The organism is Collinsella aerofaciens (genome assembly GCF_028206995.1).
GTDB lineage: Bacteria > Actinomycetota > Coriobacteriia > Coriobacteriales > Coriobacteriaceae > Collinsella > Collinsella aerofaciens_AQ.
In genome coordinates this window covers 140,445-160,266 of the sequence record NZ_JAQLFL010000002.1, presented here as the reverse complement: position 1 = coordinate 160,266, position 19,822 = coordinate 140,445, and the positions used below count along the sequence as shown (strand labels likewise).

The window sequence follows — 19,822 nt, the reverse complement described above, 5'->3', positions numbered from 1 at the left end:
TCCGGAAACCGCAGCCCGGAATTCGGCCAAAAACCGGGCCACATTTTCCCGGTCACCCACAATGCAACACTTGTGCAAGGAGCGTCCCCAACTGCCGTCATTTAAGAACGTCCCCAATGACTACCCAGCAATGGCAACGTCGCAGGTAGAGGACGGACAGCGAGCGACGTCCAGGACGAACAAGTTGGCATGAAAAGGGCGAGGCATAGACCTTCTTGTCATGCCTCGCCCTTTGAATGACAAATTATCGTCCTGGGCGGCGCGCAGCGTCAACTGGTTACGCGGTTCGTAGAACCGCGTAACCCCCTAGTTCATCATCGCATTCATCATCTCGTTGGTTGCGGAATCGTCGGCAGACCACTCACCGTCGTCGTTGCAGGTGTACTTGAAGATAACCGTGGTCTTCCTGGGCTCGGTGGCCTTGGTCACATCGACCATAACCTGACCGGCCATCTTGTACAGCTCGTCATCGGAAGGAACCGTGTCAAGCGCAGCGACCTTCTCCTGATACTGGGTGGAGAAGTCCTCGACGATCTTGTTCATGGACTTGCAGGTGATAGAGATCTCGGCGGTCGCGACGCCCTTGTCCTCGTCGACCGTCACGTCGCCGATCTTGTAGTCAAAGCCCTTGAGATAGGTCTTGGCATACTCCTTGGGATCGATACCCAGCTGCTCGAACTCGTCGCCCGAAGCCTCCTCTAGGCCAGAGAGGAAGTCCTCGCCACCGTTCTTGACCTCGTCAAACTGCGTCGTAAGATCCTCGGTAATGAGTTCCTCGATCGAAGGGCCTCCGCAACCGGAAAGCAAGACCACGCATGCAACCAAGACGGCCATGAGGGGCGCAAGCAGCGGCTTCTTTTTCATGTTGTTCCTCCCAATAAGCGGCACCGTGCTTCCCAGACACGGCGCACGTTGTAATAAGTAAGCCCATACTATCCACTTATGAACACTCTCGGCAGCGCGAAGGCGCGGTCGGTTCGTTTTAGCATCCGAACGGTTTGCAAGCCCGCCCAACGTGCAATATAACGCTTCCCCGCGGTGCAATAAAAAGGGTGGCCGGATAACCCGACCACCCTTGCACATCCTTTGGATGCCGCAGCTTACTTGCGGACGACCTTGACGATGGCATCACCGGCAGCGACGGCGGACTCTGCCTCAACGGCAAGCTCGACGTCGGCGAACTCGGCGGTGTTGGACACGGCCACGACGACACAGTCCTTGTAACCGGCGGCAGCGATCTTGGCGCGGTCGATCTTGAGTATGGGCTGGCCGGCCTTCACGACGTCGTCGGCCTTGACGAAGCCCTCGAAGCCGTCACCGTTCATGTTGACGGTATCGACACCAACGTGCACCAGAACCTCGATGCCGCTATCGGACTGCAGACCCACGGCGTGACCCATGGTGACGGTCACCTTACCGTCGCAGGGAGCGTAGACCAGATCGTCCTCGGGCCACACGGCACAGCCCTTGCCCAGAACCTCGCCACCAAAGACGGGATCGGGCACGTCGGCCATCTTGATGACCTTGCCCTTGACGGGCGAGCACAGCACGTCGGCGCCAGCAGAAGCAGAGATGGAGGCCGGAGCAGCGACAGCCGCGGGCTCAGCCTTCTTCTTGAACATGTCAAACAGACCCATACGTTTTCTCCTCTTGATTAAGCGCAACGTTGTGCGCATGCCTACAGTAATTATAGTGCCAAATGGCCAAAATACTAAGGCGAGGGCTCGAATCGCAAGCCCTTCCCGGTAGTGCTCGTGGGATGAGCATCTCCTTTGCATCGCGGGTCGATAAGCCGAGTATCGCCTGCGCAGGTCATGGAGCGCATGGAGGGGCTCTACCAGAACACGCTGGCCGAGACGCAGGAGCTGCTCGACCCCACGCAGCTCGACCACGCCACCAAACTCATCGCGAACGCCCGACAGGTCGACATCTACACGGGCTCGCACAATCTCTATCCAGCGGGAATGTTCCGCGATCGCCTGTTCTCCGCCGGTAAAAGCGCGACGTGCCACGACAATATCGAACCCCAGGTGTGCACGGCGCTCGCCTCGGGCCCCGACCATGTGGCAATCGCCATCTCCTACAGCGGCCTTGCCCCCAACCTCAAGGACATCTTACCGATCCTCAGCAGTCGGCATGTCCCGGTCATCGTTATCGGCACGCCTCATTGCGCACGCATTCACCCTGGCTTTGCCGCCTACCTCACGGTGAGTGACCACGAGAGCATGACGCATCGCATCACGCAGTTCGCGAGCCACATCGCCGTGCAATACGTGCTCGATTCGCTCTACAGCAGCTACTTCGCCAAAGACTACGCCCGCTGCTCCGAGTTCCTAGAGCACTCGTTTCCCTACGCCCGCCTGCCCGGGCTCAAGTAGTCATTTAAGAACGTCCCCAATGACTAATGGCCGACCTAATAACGACTTCTCGTCATTAGGTCGGCCATTTCAGCTCTAATAACTATTTATTCCGTAAACTCGTTATTAGAATCTGGCATAGGAGGCCAGGCTCACATGTGGCACCACAGCGGAAAACAGCTTGCCCCTGCGCCAACCGAATGAGCGTTGATTTTCGGACACCTATCCAACGAGCGTGAATAATCTCCCACTTTGAGCCCACACGGGGGCCAAAAACGGGAGATTATCCACGCTCATTCCTAAGTAGTCATTGGGGACGCTCTTAAACGACCAGTCAAACAAGAACGTCCTCAATGACTACCACGGCAACGCCGATGTTTTGGCAACGCCAGCGAGCGGGTCGCATTTGTGACAAGGTGACGTGAAACGAAAGGGCGCTGACCTTCTGGTCGCGCCCTTGAAGTTGAACGTCAGATTGTCCAAATGCGGCCCGCGCAGCGTCGAGCTGTTACGGCGTTTGGTAAAACGCCGTAACTACTCCCGAGCTCCGTACTGCTCGTAGTAGGCGTCGATGGCCGTCTTGAGTTCGTCATCGATGACGACCTTGCCGTCGATCTCGTGGTTGTAGAGGGTCTCGACGACCTCGGCCATGGAAACAATGCTCGCGACGGGGAAACCGTACTTTGCCTCGATCTCCTTCTGCGCGGTGGTCACGCCGCCCTTGCCGACCTCCATGCGGTTGAGGGACACGATGAGGCCCTTGATTTCGACGTCGGCAGCAGCCTTAACCTTGGGATAGGTCTCGTCGATGGACTTGCCGCTGGTGGTAACGTCCTCGACCATGACCACGCGATCGCCGTCCTGCGGCTCATAGCCCAACAGGTTGCCCTTATCGGCACCGTGGTCCTTGGCCTCCTTGCGGTCGCAGCAGTACTTGACCTCCTTGCCGTACAGCTCGTGGTAGGCAATTGCGGTCACGACGGCCAGCGGAATACCCTTGTAGGCCGGTCCAAACAGGACATCAAAGTCGTCGCCAAAGTTATCGTGAATGGCCTGGGCGTAATACTCGCCCAGCTTCTTGAGCTGATAGCCCGTCACATAAGCGCCGGCGTTCATAAAGAACGGGGACTGACGGCCGCTCTTGAGCGTAAAGCTGCCGAACTTAAGAACGTCGGACTCGACCATGAACTTGATGAACTCTTGCTTGTAAGCCTCCATGCGGGCTCCTCTCGTAATCGCGTACGTGCTTCCAGTTTAGCGCAGGCGAAGCGTCGATGCGGGTACGCTTTGAGGCCACGGCATTCTGTAAAGGCTTTGTCAGGGGCAACGGTTTTCCGAACAATGGGGTTGACACGGCGAACCCCCTCATCAAGAATACGGGCGGATTGAAACGGGTACGAGATACCCAAAGCGCGCCGCGCCCGTCCATAAGGAGGTGTGCCATGGAAGGCAGTCATAGTCGAAAAACCTGCATGTCGCCCTCGGCACGCCGCGAGGACTCCGTATTCGCATAAGCGCCACCAACCGATTGTCAAAACCACCACAAAGGTGCCTGTCCCCTTTGTGGTGGTTCGTGAGCATGACGTGAGCGACATCTAGGTTTTTTGCAACTCAATACGACACGTACGCTAACTCCCTTCAACAAGGAGGACCCTATGCTGATGCTCAAAACCGCCACGGTACTCGAAGCCATCTCCAAGCGCCGCCGCGCGGAGCGCCCTGCCGCTCACACCGGCCTGTCCAAGAACACCATATTCGCCACCACCCATAGTGCCGAGGACGCCCTCGTACTGCTTGACGCCACGGCAAACGGCCTCACCGTCGAGCAGGCAACTGAGCGCCTGAACGCCGTCGGCCCCAACACCATCGAGGCAACGACCAAAACGCTCGCCCGCCGCATCGCCGACGCGTTCATCGATCCCTTCGCCGGCATCCTCGCCGCGCTCGCACTGGTCTCGCTCTACATCGACGTGCTCGCCGTGCCCGAACCGCAGCGCGACCCCTCCACGGTCATCGTCATCGGCACCATGCTGCTGGTATCGGGCGGCATGAAGTTTATCCAGGAAGCCCGCAGCGGCAATGCGGCAGAGGCCCTCAAGGACCTGGTCTCCAACACTTGCACCGCCCTGCGCGACGGCGGGCGCATCGAGATCCCCTTCGACGAGCTCGTCCCCGGCGATGTAATCCGCCTCTCTGCCGGCGATATGGTGCCAGCAGACGCCCGCATCATCACCGCGCGCGACCTGTTTGTGATCGAGTCCGCACTCACCGGCGAGAGCGAGGCCGTCGAGAAGACCACCGCCGTCACCGTCGTCGAGGGCGCCGACGGCTCCGCACTGCCACTCTCTGCCTGCAAGAACATCGTCTTTACCGGCACCTCCGTGCAAAACGGCGCCGCCATGGCGCTTGTCGTTGCCACCGGCTCGGACACCTACCTGGGCGGCATCGCCAAGATGCTCAACGGGCGCGGCGAAAAAAGCGCGTTTGACCGCGGCGTCTCGAGCGTCTCCATGCTGCTGGTGCGCCTGATGCTCGTTATGGCGCCGGCCGTCTTTGCCATCAACGCCGCCACCAAGGGCAACGTCATCGACGCGCTGCTGTTCGCCACGAGCGTGGCCGTGGGCATCACGCCGCAGATGCTTCCCGTCATCGTGACCACGAGCCTGTCGCAGGGCGCCAAGGACCTCGCCCGTCGCCAGGTTATCGTCAAGGAGCTGCCGGCGATTCAAAACCTCGGAGCGATGGACGTCCTGTGCTGCGACAAGACCGGCACCCTCACCGAAGACCGCATCGTGCTCGAGCGCTACCTCAACACCGATGGCAACGAGGACGCGCGCGTGCTGCGCCATGCGTTTTTGAACAGCTTCTTCCAGACCGGCCTCAAAAATCTTATCGACCTGGCCGTAATCGACCGTGCCGATGTGACACCCTCGACCGTCGCACCCGATTCCATGCTGGGCCAGAGCTTGCGCGACCGCTACACCAAGGTCGACGAGGTTCCCTTCGATTTCTCGCGCCGTCGCCTGAGCGTAGTTGTCGCCGACGCCCAAGGCAAAACCCAGATGGTTACCAAGGGCGCCGCCGAGGAAATGCTCGAGATCTGCTCCTTTGTCGAGATCGATGGCATCGCTCAGCCGCTCACCGACGAGAAGCTCGCCCAGATTCGCAAGCAGATCGCCGGACTTAACGCCGAGGGCCTACGCGTAATTGCCGTGGCGCAGAAGACCAATCCGCGCTGCGTGGGCGAGTTTGGCATCGCCGACGAGTGCGACATGGTGCTGATGGGCTTTTTGGCCTTCCTCGATCCGCCCAAAGCAAGTGCCGCGGGCGCCGTCGCCACCCTCGAGGCCAAGGGCGTGGCGGTCAAGGTCCTAACCGGCGACAACGACCGCGTCGCCGCCACCGTCTGCGAGCAGATTGGTATCGATGCGAGCAACGTCTTGCTCGGCTCCGAGATCGATGCGCTCGATGACGCCGAACTTGCCGAGCGCGCCGAGAAAACCCACCTCTTCGCCAAGCTCTCGCCGCTGCAGAAGGCGCGCCTGGTACGTGTCATGCGCGAGATGCTCGGCCACACCGTGGGCTTTATGGGCGACGGCATCAACGACGCCGCCGCCATGCGTGCGAGCGATTGCGGCATCTCGGTCGATTCGGCCGTCGATATTGCCAAGGAATCCGCCGATATCATCTTGCTTCAGAAGGACCTGGGCGTGCTCGAGCGCGGCATCATCGAAGGCCGCCGCACTTACGGCAACCTGCTCAAGTACCTCAAGACCACGGTGAGCTCCAACTTTGGCAATGTGCTGTCCGTGACCGTCGCGAGCCTGTTCTTGCCGTTTTTGCCCATGAGCGCCCTGCAGCTGGTGCTGCTGTCGCTGGTCTACGAGATCGTGTGCATCGCGCTGCCGTGGGACACCGTCGATGACGCCTGGACTGCCCGCCCGCGTGCCTGGGACGCCGCGTCCATCAAGGGCTTTATGCTCGAGCTGGGCCCCGTGAGCTCGCTGTTTGACATCGTGACCTTCGCCGCGCTCTTCTTTGTCGTGTGCCCCGCCGCCGTGGACGCAAGCTGGCCCGAGCTTGCCGCCGCGGGCGACGTCGCGGGTATGGCGACCTTTGCCGCACTCTTCCAGAGCGGCTGGTTTGTCGAGTCCATGTGGTCGCAGACACTCGTGGTCCACATGCTGCGCTCCCCGCATCTGCCGAGCCCGCGCGACCACGCCGCGCCCGCACTGTGCGTTCTCACCGTGCTGGGTCTGGCGCTCGTCACCTGGCTGCCGGCAAGCCCCATCGCCGATGCGCTCGGCCTCATGCCGCTGCCCACGAGCTTTTTTGGGCTGCTCATTGGCATCGTTACCGCCTATATCGCGCTCACCCAACTGGCAAAGCGCCGCTACATTGCCCGCCACGGCGAGCTGCTGTAGCAAGAAGACGGAAAACACCCTGCCAGCTGCCGTTGCCACTACCACAGCTACCAACGCCGCTGCCGTTGCCTCTGCCGCCGCCGCAGTCTATCCCCCCAGCAGTTGCGGTGGAATAGTTCCTGTTTAAAGCCCCGTGACTTTAATTTAGGGACTATTCCACCGCGACTTATTGGGAGATTAGCTAGTCCTTGGGTGTCCAGGACCAGAAGAAGTTGATAAGGGCTACACGCGAGGCGGTGCCGGTCTTTTTGTTGATCGAGGAAATGTGACGATAGAGCGTGGAGCGCGAAAGGAAAAGCGTTGTGGCGATGTCCTGAACGCTCTGGTCCGAAACGACCAAGACCTCAAGAATATCGCGCTCGCGCTCTGTAAGCCCAAAGGTGGCGACGAAGGCATCGAGGCGTTCATCGGACGTGAGCTCCGCTGCCTCCACGGGCTCGGGGTCGAAGCATGTGGGCGCAAGATCCCCACCAAGATCGTCGGTGGCAAGCGGCAGGCCATCCTGCATCACGGCATCATCGGCTCGTTGCCCCAACTGCCCCAGCAGCGTAATCGCAATGCCCACAAACATCACGAGCGCCGCACCGACCGCAGCCAGCACGTTTTGACTCGAGATAATCGCCACCGCCGGCGCCGTCACGAGCATCGAGCACACGTTGTTGACGACGCGACCCATGCACGGCCAAAAATATGACCAGCGCGCATAGAGCGAGACGGCGGCATATTTTGTGGTAAAGAACACCACGAAAAAGCCCGAGCCCAGATAAAAAATGATCGTGGCAGCGAGCTCGTTGCCACCATTGCCGTCGACGATAAGCACAAAGAACGAAAACGTGGACAGTATGGCGGCACATGTCATGCCGATATTCATATACGAGCGGCCGTGCAGGTCAAATAGTGCGCCAGCGACCAACGAGCTCACGACAAGCAGCAGGCGCGGCCAATCGCCCAAATCGACGGCTCCGACAGCATGCAAGGTCGTGAAGCCCGCGTTGAGAGCGGCGAATACGCTGGAAAGATACGCCGTCGCCACGGTCAGGCGAACTACGGCGCGACGGAATGCCGCCTTTGCCTCGGGATCGTCATGCCACTTGGCGCCATATTCCAGAGCATCTACCGAAAGCCCGGCAGCACTGGGTTCAAAGTTGGGGTCGGACTCGTCGCGCAGCTTGGCGCGTCGGGCACCGTGGAGCAACGCCACCTGCGCGATCGCACAGACAACCAGAACAGCCTGCTAAGGAATGCCGGCAGGCATCACCATGTGGTTGAGAACCTGCACCAGAACGCCCATGGCGTAAGAAAGTGCGGCGGCGCGCGCCAAGCAGGGCGTTCGCGCAAAGCGCCGTGCAAAGTTTGCGTAGGCAGTCGATCCGCAGTAGCCCAGCGCGCAGCACGCCACCAAACCGCCGGCAATTACCACCTCAACCTGAACCGCCATAATCAACAGCAGCAATGCCGCCACCAGCAAAACGCCCGTGACGTCACTCGTTGCGTCGATAGCATGGGGACGGCGATAGTACAGAATGGGACGCACAAAAAAGCCAATCACGCTCGCGCCGATGACAAGGCTCTCATAAATAACGACCTCGTTCGGAGACACGAACTCGGCCATGCGCACATCAAAAAGATACTCGCACGCCAAAAACGTGAAGAAGAACAGCGCCAGGCATATAATCTCCCGAATGCCCCGACGCAAATATGCAGTTGTGTCTCCCATGCCCCTCATGGTTAACCCCCAGCCGCTCAATTGTCTGGAAATCTATTTTAATAAAGAACCAGTCTCAATATCGAAGCCACGCTCGAAATGTTGCCAATTCGACCCCAGCCGTCCACATCACGCCGCGATTTTGAGCCGCATGGACCAGAAGGGACGCGCGCGATCTCTAGCTCGGCCAGGAGTGTCCCCAACTACCACTCATTTAAGTACGTCCCCAATGAGTGGCCGAAGAGTGTCCCCGGCGTCCAATCAAAAAATGGGCCATGTGTCCCAGTTGTGGAGACTCCTTGAGCCGTCTGGGTATCGCGAAGAATCGCACACTCCCCCATCATCAAAAGTGACACACGCTACCTGTTGATGGGAGGCAGCCATGGGCTTCTTTGACAAGATGTTCGAGAAGAAAGAGTGCGCGATTTGCGGTACCGAGCTGGGACTTCTAGGTAAGACAAAAATCAATGAAGGCTACCTGTGCAAAGAGTGCGCCGGCAAGCTCTCCCCCTACTTTCACGGCTATCGCTCCAGCACCGCGGACGATATCCGTGAGCAACTCGCCTACCGCGAGGCCAACGCCGAGCGCCTGTCTTCGTTCAACCCCACGCGCACGCTTTCTGCCGGGCGCACCAATATTTTGCTCGATGAAGACGCGGGCCTGCTGATCATCACTTCGCAGAGCCGCTGGCGCGACGCCAATCCCGACATCATCGAGTTCTCGCAGGTACTCGGCTGCGATATGGATATCGACGAGCAACGCACCGAGATCTATCGCGAGACCAAGGACGGCGAGCGCGAGAGCTACAACCCGCCGCGCTACGACCTGGATTACGACTTTAATCTGACCATCCACGTCAACACGCCGTACTTTACCGAGATCAACCTGCGCGTGAACGACTCCACCATCGATCAGCGCGGCTCCATCGAATATCGCGAGGCCAAGCGCCAGGCAACCGAGGTCCGCGACGCGCTGGTGCAGCTGCGCCAGGAGACGCGCGACAGCGTCGTGGCCGCCAAGGCCCCCAAGACCGCGGTGACCTGCCCCTTCTGCGGAGCCACCACCATTCCCGATGCCAGTGGGCGCTGCGAATACTGCGGCGGCGCCATCGGCGCATAGCCTCCGGCAGCGAAAGGACCGATCATGGCCTTCGAGAGCGTTAACTATCAGTGCCCTGCCTGCGGTGGCCCCCTGCATTTTGCAAGCGCCGAGCAAAAGCTCGTCTGCGACTACTGTGACTCGCGCTTTGAAGTCGAAGAAGTCGAGGCCCTCTATCGCGAGCGCCAGGACAAGGCAGATGCCAAAGCCGATGCCGCAGCCGCGGCCCCCAAGCCTGCTGCCGACGATGCCGTGCAGGAGCTGGCTCAAAACGCCGGTTACATCTGCTCGTCGTGCGGCGCCGAGCTAATCTCGGATGGCACCGTCGCCGTTACCACCTGCCCGTACTGCGGCAACCCCGCCGTGGCACCCGGTCAGCTCTCGGGCGACTTCTCACCCGACCTGGTGATTCCGTTTAAGCTCGGCCGCGACGACGTTATGGCCGCGCTCAAAGAGCACTACAAGGGCAAGATCCTGCTGCCCAAGAGCTTTGTCACCGGCAACCACATCGACGAAGTCCAAGGCGTCTACGTGCCGTTTTGGCTTTACGGCGCCCGCGTGGACGGCGAAGTGTACTTTGATGCGACCAACAAGACCGTGACCGAGGAATCCGACCGCACCGTCACGACCACCGACCACTACGACGCCTACCGCAAGGGAAACATCTCGTTTAAGCGCGTGCCCGTCGACGGATCGTCCAAGATGCCCGACGGCCACATGGACGCCATCGAGCCGTTTGACTACGATGCCCTGCGCCCGTTTTCGGTCGCGTATATGCCCGGCTACATCGCCAACCGCTACGACGAGGACTGCGAAACCTGCAAGGCGCGCGCCGAACGCCGCATGGAGGAAAGCACGATCTCGGCCCTGCGCGAAACCGTCGTCGACGAATATGACGATGCCACGGTCGAAAGCAAGCAGCTCGACTACACCTGGGAAGACAGCGACTATGCCCTGTTCCCCGTGTGGATGCTTTCCACCTCGTGGAACGGCAAGAGCTACCTGTTTGCCATGAACGGCCAAACCGGCCGTATGGTCGGCGAGCTTCCTTGCTCCAAGCCCAAGCTCGCTATCGCCTCGGTGCTGTTCTTTGTGATCGGATTTGTCCTCTCCCAGATCCTCTTCATGGGTGAGAACGCCTTCGATCCGGATTACCTCACCTTTGATATCGAGGGCATCCTCATCAACATCGTCGCGCCGCTGATCATCGTGGTCATCGCAGACGTGCTGCTGGTGGGCCAGCTCAAGACGGCCAACGAGGCCACCCACGCCGATTGCTACTGTGGCGAGCTCGACCTGACCGAGAAACACGACGCCTTCAGCCACACCGAGACCACCGTTGTCATGAAGGACGACAAGGACGATTAACCATCCTGACCAATACCACCCGGCCTTTGACGAGAAAGGAAGATCACCATGGGACTCTTGAAAGCTGGATTGGGTGCTGCCGGCGGCGTCATGGCCGACCAGTGGAAGGAATTTATCTACTGCGAATCGATGCCCGCTGACGTCTTGGCCTGCAAGGGCAGCAAGCGCACCGGCGGCCGCAGCTCCAACACGCGCGGCGAGGACAACGTCATCTCCAACGGCTCGGTCATCGCCGTCAACGACGGCCAGGGCATGCTCGTGGTGCAAAACGGCAAGATCATCGAAGTCGCGCTGGAGCCCGGTGAGTTCGTCTTTGACACCGGCAGCGAGCCGAGCGTCTTTAGCGGCAACCTGGGCGATTCCATCAAGGAGACCTTCGCCAATATCGGCAGCCGCTTTACCTTTGGCGGCGACGCGGGCAAGGACCAGCGTGTCTACTTCATCAACACCAAGGAGATCATCGGCAACAAGTACGGCACCGCCTCGCCCGTGCCCTTCCGCGTGGTCGATAACAACATTGGCCTGGACGTCGACATCTCCGTGCGCTGCAACGGCGAGTATTCGTACCGCATCACCAACCCGCTGCTGTTCTACACCAACGTATGCGGCAACGTGACCGATAGCTACACGCGCGACAAGATCGACAGCCAGCTTAAGTCCGAGCTGCTCACCGCCCTGCAGCCCGCCTTTGCCAAGATCTCGGAGATGGGCATCCGCTACAGCGCCATCCCCGGCCACACCACCGAGCTCGCCCGCGCGCTCAACGAGGTCCTCTCTGCCGACTGGCGTGACCTGCGCGGCGTTGAGATCGTAAGCTTTGGCGTCAACTCCATCGCCGCCTCGCAAGAAGACGAGCAGATGATCAAGGACCTGCAGAAAGCAGCGGTCATGCGCGATCCCACCATGGCGGCAGCCAACATCGCCAGCGCCCAGAGCGATGCGATGCGCGCGGCAGCCGCCAACCCCAACGGCGCGATGGCAGGCTTTATGGGCATGGGCATGGCAGGTGGCATGGGCGGCATGAACGCCAGCCAGCTGTTCGCCGCCGGCCAGGCACAGCAGCAGGCCGCCCCGCAGCCGGCTCCGGCTCCCGCCCCCGCACCGGCTCCCGCCGCCGCACCTGCGGCCGGCACGTGGACTTGCAGCTGCGGCGCCACCAACACCGGCAAGTTCTGCTCCGAGTGCGGCAGTCCCGCACCCGCCCCGGCACCGGCAAAGTGGTTCTGCCCCAACTGCGGCAGCGAAAACGGCGGCAAGTTCTGCAGCAACTGCGGAACGCCCCGGCCCTAGCCCCTCTATCTGGTAATTGGCGGGGGATCCGCCACCCCCGCATTTGCTTCTATGGGTTTCGTTCGATGAAGGAGGACACCATGAAGACAACGTTCAAAAAGCCCGTACTCGCATTTCTGACATGCGTCCTGGCGCTCGCCTTTGCCCTGACGGGCTGCAGCGGCGGCGGCAAGGACCCCAAGGCCAACTTCGTCGGCAGCTGGCAGTACTCGGGTGGAACCTTGGATGGCGAAGAGCTCACCGATGAGTACATGGATATGCTCAAGGAGTGGGGCCTCAACTGCGTCCTGATCCTCGACGAGGACGGCACAGGCGCCCTCGATATGTTCCTTGAGGTCGCCGACCTGAAATGGGAAGCCAAGGACGCCACCACCGTAACGATCACCGCCGAAGATGAGTCGCACGACCTGAAGCTCAAGGACGACAAGCTCGTCCTTGAGGTGGAAGGCGACAAGCTTATCTTCACCAAGTCCGACAAGGATCTGTCCGGCACGGTGAAGAAGGATCGCGAGGCGGCCGAGAAGGAAGAAGAGGTCGATGAGGCCGTCGAAGACGACGACGTCCAGAGTGTCGAAATCTCCCCCGCCGTCACCGTCGCCGATGACGATCTGTGCACCATCACCATCACCGAGAAATTCAAGGACGACTGGGGCGACATCGGCTTTGTCGTCAACATCACCAACAAGAGCGACAAGGACCTGACCTTCTACGCTCCTTCCGGCAAGACCAACGTCAACGGCACTATGAAGGAACCCTGGTTCTCGGCTAACCTGATGCCCGGCACCAGCGCCACCGAGGAATTCACGTTCTCGAACGGCACGCTCGACAGCCTTGACGACCTCGTCAATACGACCATCGGCATCGACGCCTACCTGACCGATTCCTACGAGGACGTCGCCTCTTACAGCGCAACCATCGCGTAACGGCAGACACCGATAGCCGCGGATTGGCGGACACATCCGCGCACACCAGACGGGGCCGCAGGAGTTGATCCTGCGGCCCCGCCGCTTTATGCCGATGCGTAACGAGCGCTAGCGCTCCATGTTGGGAACGATGCTGCCCTCCGTTACTGCGCGCACGGCCAAGCGCATGATGTTGTCGTAGCCGGTCTTATTGAGAATCTCCGAGATGCGGCGTTTGATGGTGCCCTCGCTCATAAACAGCTCGGCCGCGATCTCGCGGCGACTTTTGCCCTCGCAGGCAAGGCGCAAAATCGACAGCTCAACATCGTCGAGGGCTGCCGTGCCCGAAAAAATGCTCTCGGGCGGCTTGGGAAACGTGCAGTAGCCCGCCAGCGTGGAGCGCATCACGGCGAACAGCTCGTCGATACCGACGTTCTTGTACACAAAGCTGTCGACGCCCGCCTCGCGGGCCTGATCGACAAAGGTGATCTCGGGCATGCCGGTCATGATAATGATGCGACACTCGGGCAGTTGCTCCTTGATGCGCGCCGCCGCCACGATGCCGTTTGAATCGTGTTCGGTGCACACGTCCCATCAGTATCATGTCAGGGCGCTCCCTGAGCGCGACACCCAAGGCCTCGGAAGCGTCAGCGATCGCGGCGACGACGGTCATATCGGGCTGGTCGCCAACGGAGCGCGCCAGGCTCTCGCGCAGGATGGCCTGATCTTCGACAATTAACACGCGGATCATGAGCTTCTCCTTTGGGACGTGTCGCTGGCGTTAAGCGGAATGGATACCGCAAGCGTAAAGGGCGGGGCGGCGTGGACCTCCAGGCTGCCACCCAGATCTTGCGCGACATGCCTCATACCTGGGATACCCGTTCCCTCGCGATACGATACGGGGGCCGGGGACCCGTCGTTAGAAATCGTCATGCGCGCGACGGCGTCAGCATCCGTCCCCTCCTGCCACAGGCGTACATGGACCCGATGCGCCTGCGCATGCTTGGTGGCATTGGTCGAGGCCTCGCGAATGATCTGCAAAAATGCGACGGCGACACGCGCGTCGTTTGGCAGCTCGCCCTCCACATCGATCTGCACGCTCACCAGGCCAAAGGCATGGACGATATCGCCCAATTGCTCTGCCGGTTCGGTGTCGCCCCCGCTGCGCAGATCGGCAGCGATTGAGCGCAGCAGCGGGTCGATCTGCTCGAGTGACTCGTCATCCAGGCGCCCTTCCTCCAGATAACGATGGAGAATGGACAGGCGCTGCCCGATCACGTCGTGCACGCGAGCGCGCATACGCAGATAGGCCGCATTGTCAGCAACTTTTTTGACTTCTTCGATCTGGGCTTGGAGCTCTTGGCCCGCAAGCTCAAGCAGGTGGTTGGCTTGCGCTAGGCGATCATGGGCATGCGCATACTCTGTTACATCCAGACCGATAATGCGCTCGAAGAGGCGGCCCGAAACCATAACGTCATCGTGCACAAACAAGCGAATCTCGGCGGGAGAAACCTCGACCACAACGCGCGCCTCACCAAAGCGGTCCAGATTAATCCGCACACGGTTCCTGCTGCTTTCGGGCATTTGCATGCTGAGTTTGCGCAGGTCGTTCCATGTACCGCTCATATCGCCTAGGTCGGTGGGCATATGAAGCTCCACCAGGTTTTTGCGCATGCAGCGGTTCATGAGCAGCGGACGGCCCCTCGGGTCCAGATACAGGATGCCCACGGGAATCACGTTGATGGTCTCGATCGTCGAGAACATGGTGATATCCTCCTGGCGGTTGCGGACATCCATCAAGAGCGCCGCGATGGAACGGAACAGGAAGAACGCTCCCTCTGCGATAAGGACAACGGTCCACGCCGAGCCCATGGCAAAAACCACCGGCGGTGTAACGGTGACAACAAGCAGCAGCTCGACCAGCATGACGGGGCGACGATAGCGCACCATAAGCACCACGCCGTAGGCAAAGATCACGGCATTGAGCCACAGCGCTCCGCCCATTGCCCTGGCGCAAACGTCAAGCGGCGCCACCAGATATGAGCCAGACGACGCGAACAAGATGAGCGCCGAAATAACTAGGTGAAGCACAAGGCTCGCCTCGTAGGCACAAATCACCTTACGGTTATAGGACGAGCGGCGCGATGAAATGAGCTGGACGTGGATCGTCTGCAGACACGCAGCCAGGGCAAAGACAACATCGAGCGCAACGATTTGGGGAAGGATGAGCGAAATCTGCATCGTCACTCACCCGCCCTCGGCATCAAGACGATCATGCGCAGCTGGCCGGGCTCGCCCTCAAGGCGGTATGCCACGTTGCGCCCTTGCAGAGCGCTTTCGAGCTCTTGCGCAGCGGGCGTCTGCGAAAGATCTGCATCATCGTTGGAAAAAAGCGTGGCGCGCAGCTCGACACTGCATCGGTCATGGTCGCCCAAGTGATACATAAGTGCCGGATGGTCGGTGGTGTAGGCAAAAAACGCAAAGTCATACACGCAGTCGTACAGGGCGCTTACCGTACTGGCGTGCATCGGGCGCCGTATGGCGATAATCGAGGCGCAATCGATATCGATGGTGCGCAGGTCGCTTGCGAGCTCGTTGGCAATGAGCTGAATACGGTCGCGGTCAAAACCGCTCTCCCCGTGCTGTGCCAACGTGAGCGACCCTTTGCGCTTGCAATAGGCAACGAGCATCTTGGCGCGCTGCAGCATGCGGTAACGCTCGTGCGAAGACGCTTCGTCGGTCAACGGCGGCAGCGAACTCAGCAGGTCGTACATCCCTTCGAGCGCGCGGGCAAGCGCCTGGTCCACGTCTTGGACCAGCAAGGTCTCGGCCTCTTGATCTGCCAGGTGCGTCTTAAGGTCGTAGTCGGCAGCGAGCAGCTCGTTTTGACGCTGCAGCTCCATGCGACGGTGTGCCAGTTCACGGTTAAGCTCGTTGAGGTCCGACACGTCTTGGGCAAGCAGGGCCGATCCGCCCAGCAGCGGGAAGGCACGGTACATTACGTCGGGATCGGACGCCACAGCAAAGGCATGGGCACGCCCGTGCTCCTGAACTCGCAACTCCTCGCACACGCCCTCTGGGATTGGCTTTGACACCGGCGTGGCATAGACTTCCTGCAGGTCGCGCGTTAGAACTTTGAGGTCAAGCGGCAAGGTGTCGAAGATGCCGGCGATGCCGTGATACGACGGAATGACACCGCAATCGAGACAGATTTCCATCGCCACCACGCACAAGACGCAATAGACGAGCGAAAAGTTGAGCCTCCATGCCCAGGGCACACGCAGAGCATATGAGATGGCAAAGAAAGCGCCACCCAGCAGCACGAGCGCCGCCGTGCCTGAAAAACGTTGGATGCGAAAGGACGAGGACCGACCAACCAGAATAAAAAAGGCCACGAAGTCAAAGGCTGTCCACACGAGGACGGCGAAATAACCCCAGCCGTACGTGTAATCGTTGCTCCAGATGTCGCTTGTACGGTCAAAGTGGAAGACCTGCTGGTGAAAATCGTTGGTGAGCACAAATCCGATAAGCAGGATGGCCACAAGCCACAGCGCAGCACGGTAGCGGCGACCCAGGCGGTGTTGCTCCAGGCCCGCAAGGCGCAGACCACACAACTGGTAGAGCAGCGGAATGAGCGTCATGGGCACGTAGTACAGGTACCACAGCACGGTGGCATAGACCGGCGTGAACGACTTGTACTTGAGAATGACCTCAATCATCCACAGGGCGCAGATGGTGGCGACGGCAACAAGGCGGCGGCGCAACACATAGTCCAAACAGCGCAGATAGACCGATACGCCCCAGATCGAAAATGCAATTGCGGCAACAAGCAGCGGGAGAGAGCTCGAATGGACGAGCGCATCCACGACCTCTTCGGACACCTCGCCATAGGCGGGCACGGCGTTGGAAAGCTTGGGGTCGAAGGCGAACAGCGCCGGCAAGACTGCCAAAAGCATGAGGAACAGCGCGGTGATGGCGCCGGCGATAGCAAAGACGCGGTAACGGTACACCTGATGTGTTATGCCAACAAGGAATCGCGGCATGGCGAGGAGCCTGCCGCCCCTGGGATCCGCCACGGGTGCGGATCGGGCGGCCGCGTGGCCGATATGTCGCTCGCGGGTACCCATAGTGCTTTTAGTGTACCGACAGATGGGTCGAAAAAGCGGGCCGCATGTCCCAAAATCCGCAGACGGCAAGGCGCCCGGCAGCCTCCCCCGTCTGGCACTTCCCGATATCCGCCCGCCCCAAACCACCGCAAAGGAGACAGGCACCTTTGTGGTGGTTTGGGGCGATGCGCTAGTCCACGGTGATGTCGAGATTTTTGCCGATGAGGCCAACGTAGCCGCCTTCGGCTGCCTTGGGGCTGTCAGCATGGCAGAGGACCCACTTGTCGGCCTTCCAGTAGCAGTAGCTGTCGCCGGCCGCAGGCATGTCGGCCGCGGCCTCGGGGCGCGGGCCGTTGGTGCCGGCGGGCAGCGCCACCATCACCTGGAAGCCACCGTCGTCGACCATGCACGGCGTGTAGTGGAGCGTGGTGTTGAAGACTTCGACGACCGTACCCGCCGGCACGCGAAACGCCTTGACGCACGCGGTGTCGAGCTTGCCGTCCTCGATCTCCCAGCGATGCGCCACGAGCAGGATAAAGTCGCGAGCGCCCAAGTTGAATTCGCTCGCGCGGTGATACTCCAGGCAGTTGAGTCGTGTATTGTGGCCGTTGCACCAGCCGAGCTGGAAGGGACGGCCACCAAACATGAGAAAGCCAAGCTTGTCGGCATCCTTGACGTCCTCGAGCTCCGGCGCACTTGCAACGTACTTGCTGCCCTCGGGAATGGGCGTGGCAGAGAGCGCCTCGAGCACGGGCGACGTAAGCTCGGACGGAACGTTATCCCAAACGTTGCCATAGGACTTGAACTCGGGATCGTTGACAGAGTAGATATGCATGTTCGCTCCTGTTCGTTTATGTGACAGTATGAACATTCTAGAACAAACATAAGCGATTTTAAACACTCGTCCCGACCACTCAGCAAAAAGGCACCCCCGCATAAGCGAAGGCGCCCAATGCGCGCGTTTTGGGCGATAAAGCCCTTACGCCTGCTGATAGTGCAGGTGCTTCTCGTCGATATCGGCCAGGTCGCGGTCGAGGTAGCGGCGCGCAAGCCAGTTGGCCATGGGGAGGTTCTGGTCCAGGTAGTTACCGCACTCCTCGGGAGCGGCACCGGGGACATCGCCCTCAAAGCCGGCGACAAACTCGAACAGCTCACGCACGAGCGGCAGGATCTCCTCGCTCGTCACCTCGCCAAACACAACCAGGTAAAAGCCCGTGCGGCAGCCCATGGGGCCAAAGTAGACAATGCGGCCCGACCACTCGGCATTATTGCGAAGGAACGTCGCGCCCAGGTGCTCGATGGTGTGGCACTCGGCCGTGTTCATGACCGGCTCCTTGTTGGGCGTGGTCAGGCGCAGGTCAAACGTGGTGACGGCGGCGCCGGTCGCCGGATCGCGGTCGATGCGGCTCACATACACGCCGGGCTCAAGCAGCAGATGGTCAACGGAAAAGCTCGCGATGCGCTCCATGGCAGATCCTCTCGATAGTCAAATTGGGACGGGGCTCTTTTAGCTGGTTCGAATGGTCGCACCAATCATACCAGTCAAAAAAGCCCCGTCCCAAAAAGACAACTTAGCCCAGAACGCGGGCCATGCGCGCCTTGAACTCGGACAGGAAGCGCGGGGCGTCGACGGTCAGCGCCACGAGTGCGCTCTTGTCGGGGTCGGACAGACGGCGCTCATCGCAGATGGTGCGACCGCGGTACTCGCCCAGCAGATCAACACGCAGGTTGCAGCCGAGCGCGCCCACGAGCGTGGGATCAATCGCCACGGCAACCGCCAGCGGATCGTGCAGCGCGCAGCCACCCAGGTAGGGGGCGTTCATCTCGTACGAGCCAATGTAGTGCTCCACCATACTCGCAAACGCGCAACCGGCCATGGTGCCCGAGCCCGTCCAACCGGCAATGTCGCGACGCGTGAGCACCACGCGATGCGTCACATCCAGACCCACCATAGTGAGCTTGCGGCCCGAGCGCAGCACCGCGTCGGCTGCCTCGGGGTCGCTCGCCATATTGGCCTCGGCGCCCGCGCTCACGTTACCGGGCACGGTAAGGGCGCCGCCCATCACGACCACGCGGCCGATGGACATCATCGCCGCCGCATCGCGCTCCAGGGCGAGTGCCAGGTTGGAGAGCGGGCCAGTCGCTACGTAGACCAGATCGGGACCATAGGTGCGCGCGGCATCGATCAGATAATCGACCGCAGCGTTGCCGTCGGCCGAGGTCGCCCCCACCGGCTCGTAGGGCGACGCGGGCACGCTCGCGCCGCCGATGCCGTTCTTGCCGTGAATGAGCGCGGTGGACGCCGGCGGCGTATAGGGCTCAGTCGCCTGCAGAGGACGGTCGGCACCCAGGTACACCGGAACCTCGGGGCGACCCAGCAGATCGAGCACCGCCAGGCAATTGTGCGCCGATTGCTCGACGCGCACGTTGCCAAAGCACGTGGTGATGCCCACGAGCTCCACCTCGGGGCTCGCGATGGCATAGGCCAGCGCCATCGCATCGTCCACTCCCATATCCAGATCAAGGATCAGCTTCTTGATTGCCATTGTTCTACTCCGCTTCTCCGTCTTT

The 19,822-nt window shown here is 60.6% G+C and carries 17 protein-coding genes; 6 read left to right on the top strand and 11 right to left on the bottom strand.

What is annotated here, in order from left to right; genetic code table 11:
- Positions 1-306 precede the first annotated feature (306 nt).
- Positions 307-864: a hypothetical protein gene (locus tag PMX60_RS02580; RefSeq protein ID WP_271746772.1), complete on the bottom strand. Its 558-nt coding sequence runs from the start codon at positions 862-864 to the stop codon at positions 307-309.
- A gap of 236 nt (positions 865-1,100) precedes the next feature.
- Positions 1,101-1,637: a PTS sugar transporter subunit IIA gene (locus tag PMX60_RS02575; protein ID WP_006235238.1), complete on the bottom strand. Its 537-nt coding sequence runs from the start codon at positions 1,635-1,637 to the stop codon at positions 1,101-1,103.
- 186 nt (positions 1,638-1,823) lie between these two features.
- Between PMX60_RS02575 and PMX60_RS02570 the strand changes: the two genes are divergently transcribed.
- Entirely contained in the window at positions 1,824-2,378 is a 555-nt protein-coding gene (locus tag PMX60_RS02570; protein ID WP_050766130.1) for a MurR/RpiR family transcriptional regulator, read from the top strand.
- A 513-nt stretch (positions 2,379-2,891) separates the two neighbouring features.
- On the opposite strand, the gene pyrE is transcribed toward PMX60_RS02570, so the two are convergent.
- Positions 2,892-3,575 carry an orotate phosphoribosyltransferase gene (gene pyrE, locus PMX60_RS02565; RefSeq protein ID WP_006236284.1) on the bottom strand — a complete coding sequence of 228 codons (684 nt, stop codon included), beginning with the start codon at positions 3,573-3,575 and terminating at the stop codon, positions 2,892-2,894.
- Between the two features lie 437 nt (positions 3,576-4,012).
- Here pyrE and mgtA point away from each other — a divergent pair, with 437 nt between their 5' ends.
- Positions 4,013-6,781, top strand: a complete 2,769-nt coding sequence (gene mgtA, locus PMX60_RS02560; RefSeq protein ID WP_271746771.1) for a magnesium-translocating P-type ATPase — start codon at positions 4,013-4,015, stop codon at positions 6,779-6,781.
- A 181-nt stretch (positions 6,782-6,962) separates the two neighbouring features.
- Here the strand turns inward: mgtA and PMX60_RS02555 are convergent, their stop codons facing one another.
- Both PMX60_RS02555 and PMX60_RS02550 read right to left on the bottom strand, forming a co-directional pair.
- Positions 6,963-7,982, bottom strand: coding sequence for a helix-turn-helix transcriptional regulator (locus PMX60_RS02555; RefSeq protein ID WP_271746770.1), 1,020 nt, complete (start codon positions 7,980-7,982; stop codon positions 6,963-6,965).
- A gap of 33 nt (positions 7,983-8,015) precedes the next feature.
- The gene (locus tag PMX60_RS02550) at positions 8,016-8,498 is read right to left on the bottom strand and encodes a hypothetical protein (RefSeq protein WP_271746769.1); all 483 of its coding nucleotides are present in this window, start codon (positions 8,496-8,498) and stop codon (positions 8,016-8,018) included.
- 370 nt (positions 8,499-8,868) lie between these two features.
- On the opposite strand from PMX60_RS02550, the gene PMX60_RS02545 reads away from it, so the two are divergent.
- The 4 genes from PMX60_RS02545 (at position 8,869) to PMX60_RS02530 (ending at position 13,166) form a co-directional block, all read left to right on the top strand.
- Positions 8,869-9,606 carry a DUF4428 domain-containing protein gene (locus PMX60_RS02545; protein ID WP_271746768.1) on the top strand — a complete coding sequence of 246 codons (738 nt, stop codon included), beginning with the start codon at positions 8,869-8,871 and terminating at the stop codon, positions 9,604-9,606.
- Positions 9,607-9,630: 24 nt separating this feature from the next.
- A complete protein-coding gene (locus tag PMX60_RS02540; RefSeq protein WP_271746767.1) occupies positions 9,631-10,953 on the top strand; it encodes a hypothetical protein in 1,323 nt (440 codons plus the stop codon).
- Between the two features lie 48 nt (positions 10,954-11,001).
- A complete protein-coding gene (locus PMX60_RS02535) occupies positions 11,002-12,243 on the top strand; it encodes an SPFH domain-containing protein (RefSeq protein ID WP_089573532.1) in 1,242 nt (413 codons plus the stop codon).
- Positions 12,244-12,323: 80 nt separating this feature from the next.
- The gene (locus PMX60_RS02530; RefSeq protein ID WP_271746766.1) at positions 12,324-13,166 is read left to right on the top strand and encodes a hypothetical protein; all 843 of its coding nucleotides are present in this window, start codon (positions 12,324-12,326) and stop codon (positions 13,164-13,166) included.
- A 108-nt stretch (positions 13,167-13,274) separates the two neighbouring features.
- Here PMX60_RS02530 and PMX60_RS02525 read toward each other — a convergent pair whose 3' ends face one another.
- The 6 genes from PMX60_RS02525 to PMX60_RS02500 all read right to left on the bottom strand — a co-directional run bounded on the left by PMX60_RS02525 (position 13,275) and on the right by PMX60_RS02500 (position 19,797).
- Positions 13,275-13,733 (bottom strand): response regulator transcription factor, encoded by a 459-nt coding sequence (locus tag PMX60_RS02525; RefSeq protein ID WP_271746765.1) that lies wholly within the window; start codon positions 13,731-13,733, stop codon positions 13,275-13,277.
- Between the two features lie 159 nt (positions 13,734-13,892).
- Positions 13,893-15,392 (bottom strand): sensor histidine kinase, encoded by a 1,500-nt coding sequence (locus tag PMX60_RS02520; protein WP_271746764.1) that lies wholly within the window; start codon positions 15,390-15,392, stop codon positions 13,893-13,895.
- Positions 15,389-17,188, bottom strand: coding sequence for a histidine kinase N-terminal 7TM domain-containing protein (locus PMX60_RS02515; RefSeq protein WP_271746763.1), 1,800 nt, complete (start codon positions 17,186-17,188; stop codon positions 15,389-15,391). The genes PMX60_RS02520 and PMX60_RS02515 overlap by 4 nt, the downstream gene beginning before the upstream one ends.
- 253 nt (positions 17,189-17,441) lie before the next feature.
- Positions 17,442-18,086 (bottom strand): DUF4867 family protein, encoded by a 645-nt coding sequence (locus PMX60_RS02510; protein ID WP_271746762.1) that lies wholly within the window; start codon positions 18,084-18,086, stop codon positions 17,442-17,444.
- A 144-nt stretch (positions 18,087-18,230) separates the two neighbouring features.
- Positions 18,231-18,719, bottom strand: a complete 489-nt coding sequence (locus tag PMX60_RS02505) for an S-ribosylhomocysteine lyase (protein ID WP_270226280.1) — start codon at positions 18,717-18,719, stop codon at positions 18,231-18,233.
- Positions 18,720-18,822: 103 nt separating this feature from the next.
- Positions 18,823-19,797 carry a nucleoside hydrolase gene (locus tag PMX60_RS02500; protein ID WP_022094391.1) on the bottom strand — a complete coding sequence of 325 codons (975 nt, stop codon included), beginning with the start codon at positions 19,795-19,797 and terminating at the stop codon, positions 18,823-18,825.
- Between the last annotated feature and the right edge of the window lie 25 nt (positions 19,798-19,822).

What these genes read in the sequence shown, in the direction of transcription:
- PMX60_RS02545 (WP_271746768.1), top strand. Translation starts at nt 8,869, where the DNA reads ATGGGCTTCTTTGACAAGATGTTCGAGAAGAAAGAGTGCGCGATTTGC.
- PMX60_RS02535 (WP_089573532.1), top strand. Translation starts at nt 11,002, where the DNA reads ATGGGACTCTTGAAAGCTGGATTGGGTGCTGCCGGCGGCGTCATGGCC.
- PMX60_RS02505 (WP_270226280.1), bottom strand. Translation starts at nt 18,719, where the DNA reads ATGGAGCGCATCGCGAGCTTTTCCGTTGACCATCTGCTGCTTGAGCCC.
- PMX60_RS02510 (WP_271746762.1), bottom strand. Translation starts at nt 18,086, where the DNA reads ATGCATATCTACTCTGTCAACGATCCCGAGTTCAAGTCCTATGGCAAC.
- PMX60_RS02500 (WP_022094391.1), bottom strand. Translation starts at nt 19,797, where the DNA reads ATGGCAATCAAGAAGCTGATCCTTGATCTGGATATGGGAGTGGACGAT.
- pyrE (WP_006236284.1), bottom strand. Translation starts at nt 3,575, where the DNA reads ATGGAGGCTTACAAGCAAGAGTTCATCAAGTTCATGGTCGAGTCCGAC.
- mgtA (WP_271746771.1), top strand. Translation starts at nt 4,013, where the DNA reads ATGCTGATGCTCAAAACCGCCACGGTACTCGAAGCCATCTCCAAGCGC.
- PMX60_RS02570 (WP_050766130.1), top strand. Translation starts at nt 1,824, where the DNA reads ATGGAGGGGCTCTACCAGAACACGCTGGCCGAGACGCAGGAGCTGCTC.
- PMX60_RS02515 (WP_271746763.1), bottom strand. Translation starts at nt 17,188, where the DNA reads ATGCCGCGATTCCTTGTTGGCATAACACATCAGGTGTACCGTTACCGC.
- PMX60_RS02550 (WP_271746769.1), bottom strand. Translation starts at nt 8,498, where the DNA reads ATGGGAGACACAACTGCATATTTGCGTCGGGGCATTCGGGAGATTATA.
- PMX60_RS02540 (WP_271746767.1), top strand. Translation starts at nt 9,631, where the DNA reads ATGGCCTTCGAGAGCGTTAACTATCAGTGCCCTGCCTGCGGTGGCCCC.
- PMX60_RS02580 (WP_271746772.1), bottom strand. Translation starts at nt 864, where the DNA reads ATGAAAAAGAAGCCGCTGCTTGCGCCCCTCATGGCCGTCTTGGTTGCA.
- PMX60_RS02575 (WP_006235238.1), bottom strand. Translation starts at nt 1,637, where the DNA reads ATGGGTCTGTTTGACATGTTCAAGAAGAAGGCTGAGCCCGCGGCTGTC.
- PMX60_RS02530 (WP_271746766.1), top strand. Translation starts at nt 12,324, where the DNA reads ATGAAGACAACGTTCAAAAAGCCCGTACTCGCATTTCTGACATGCGTC.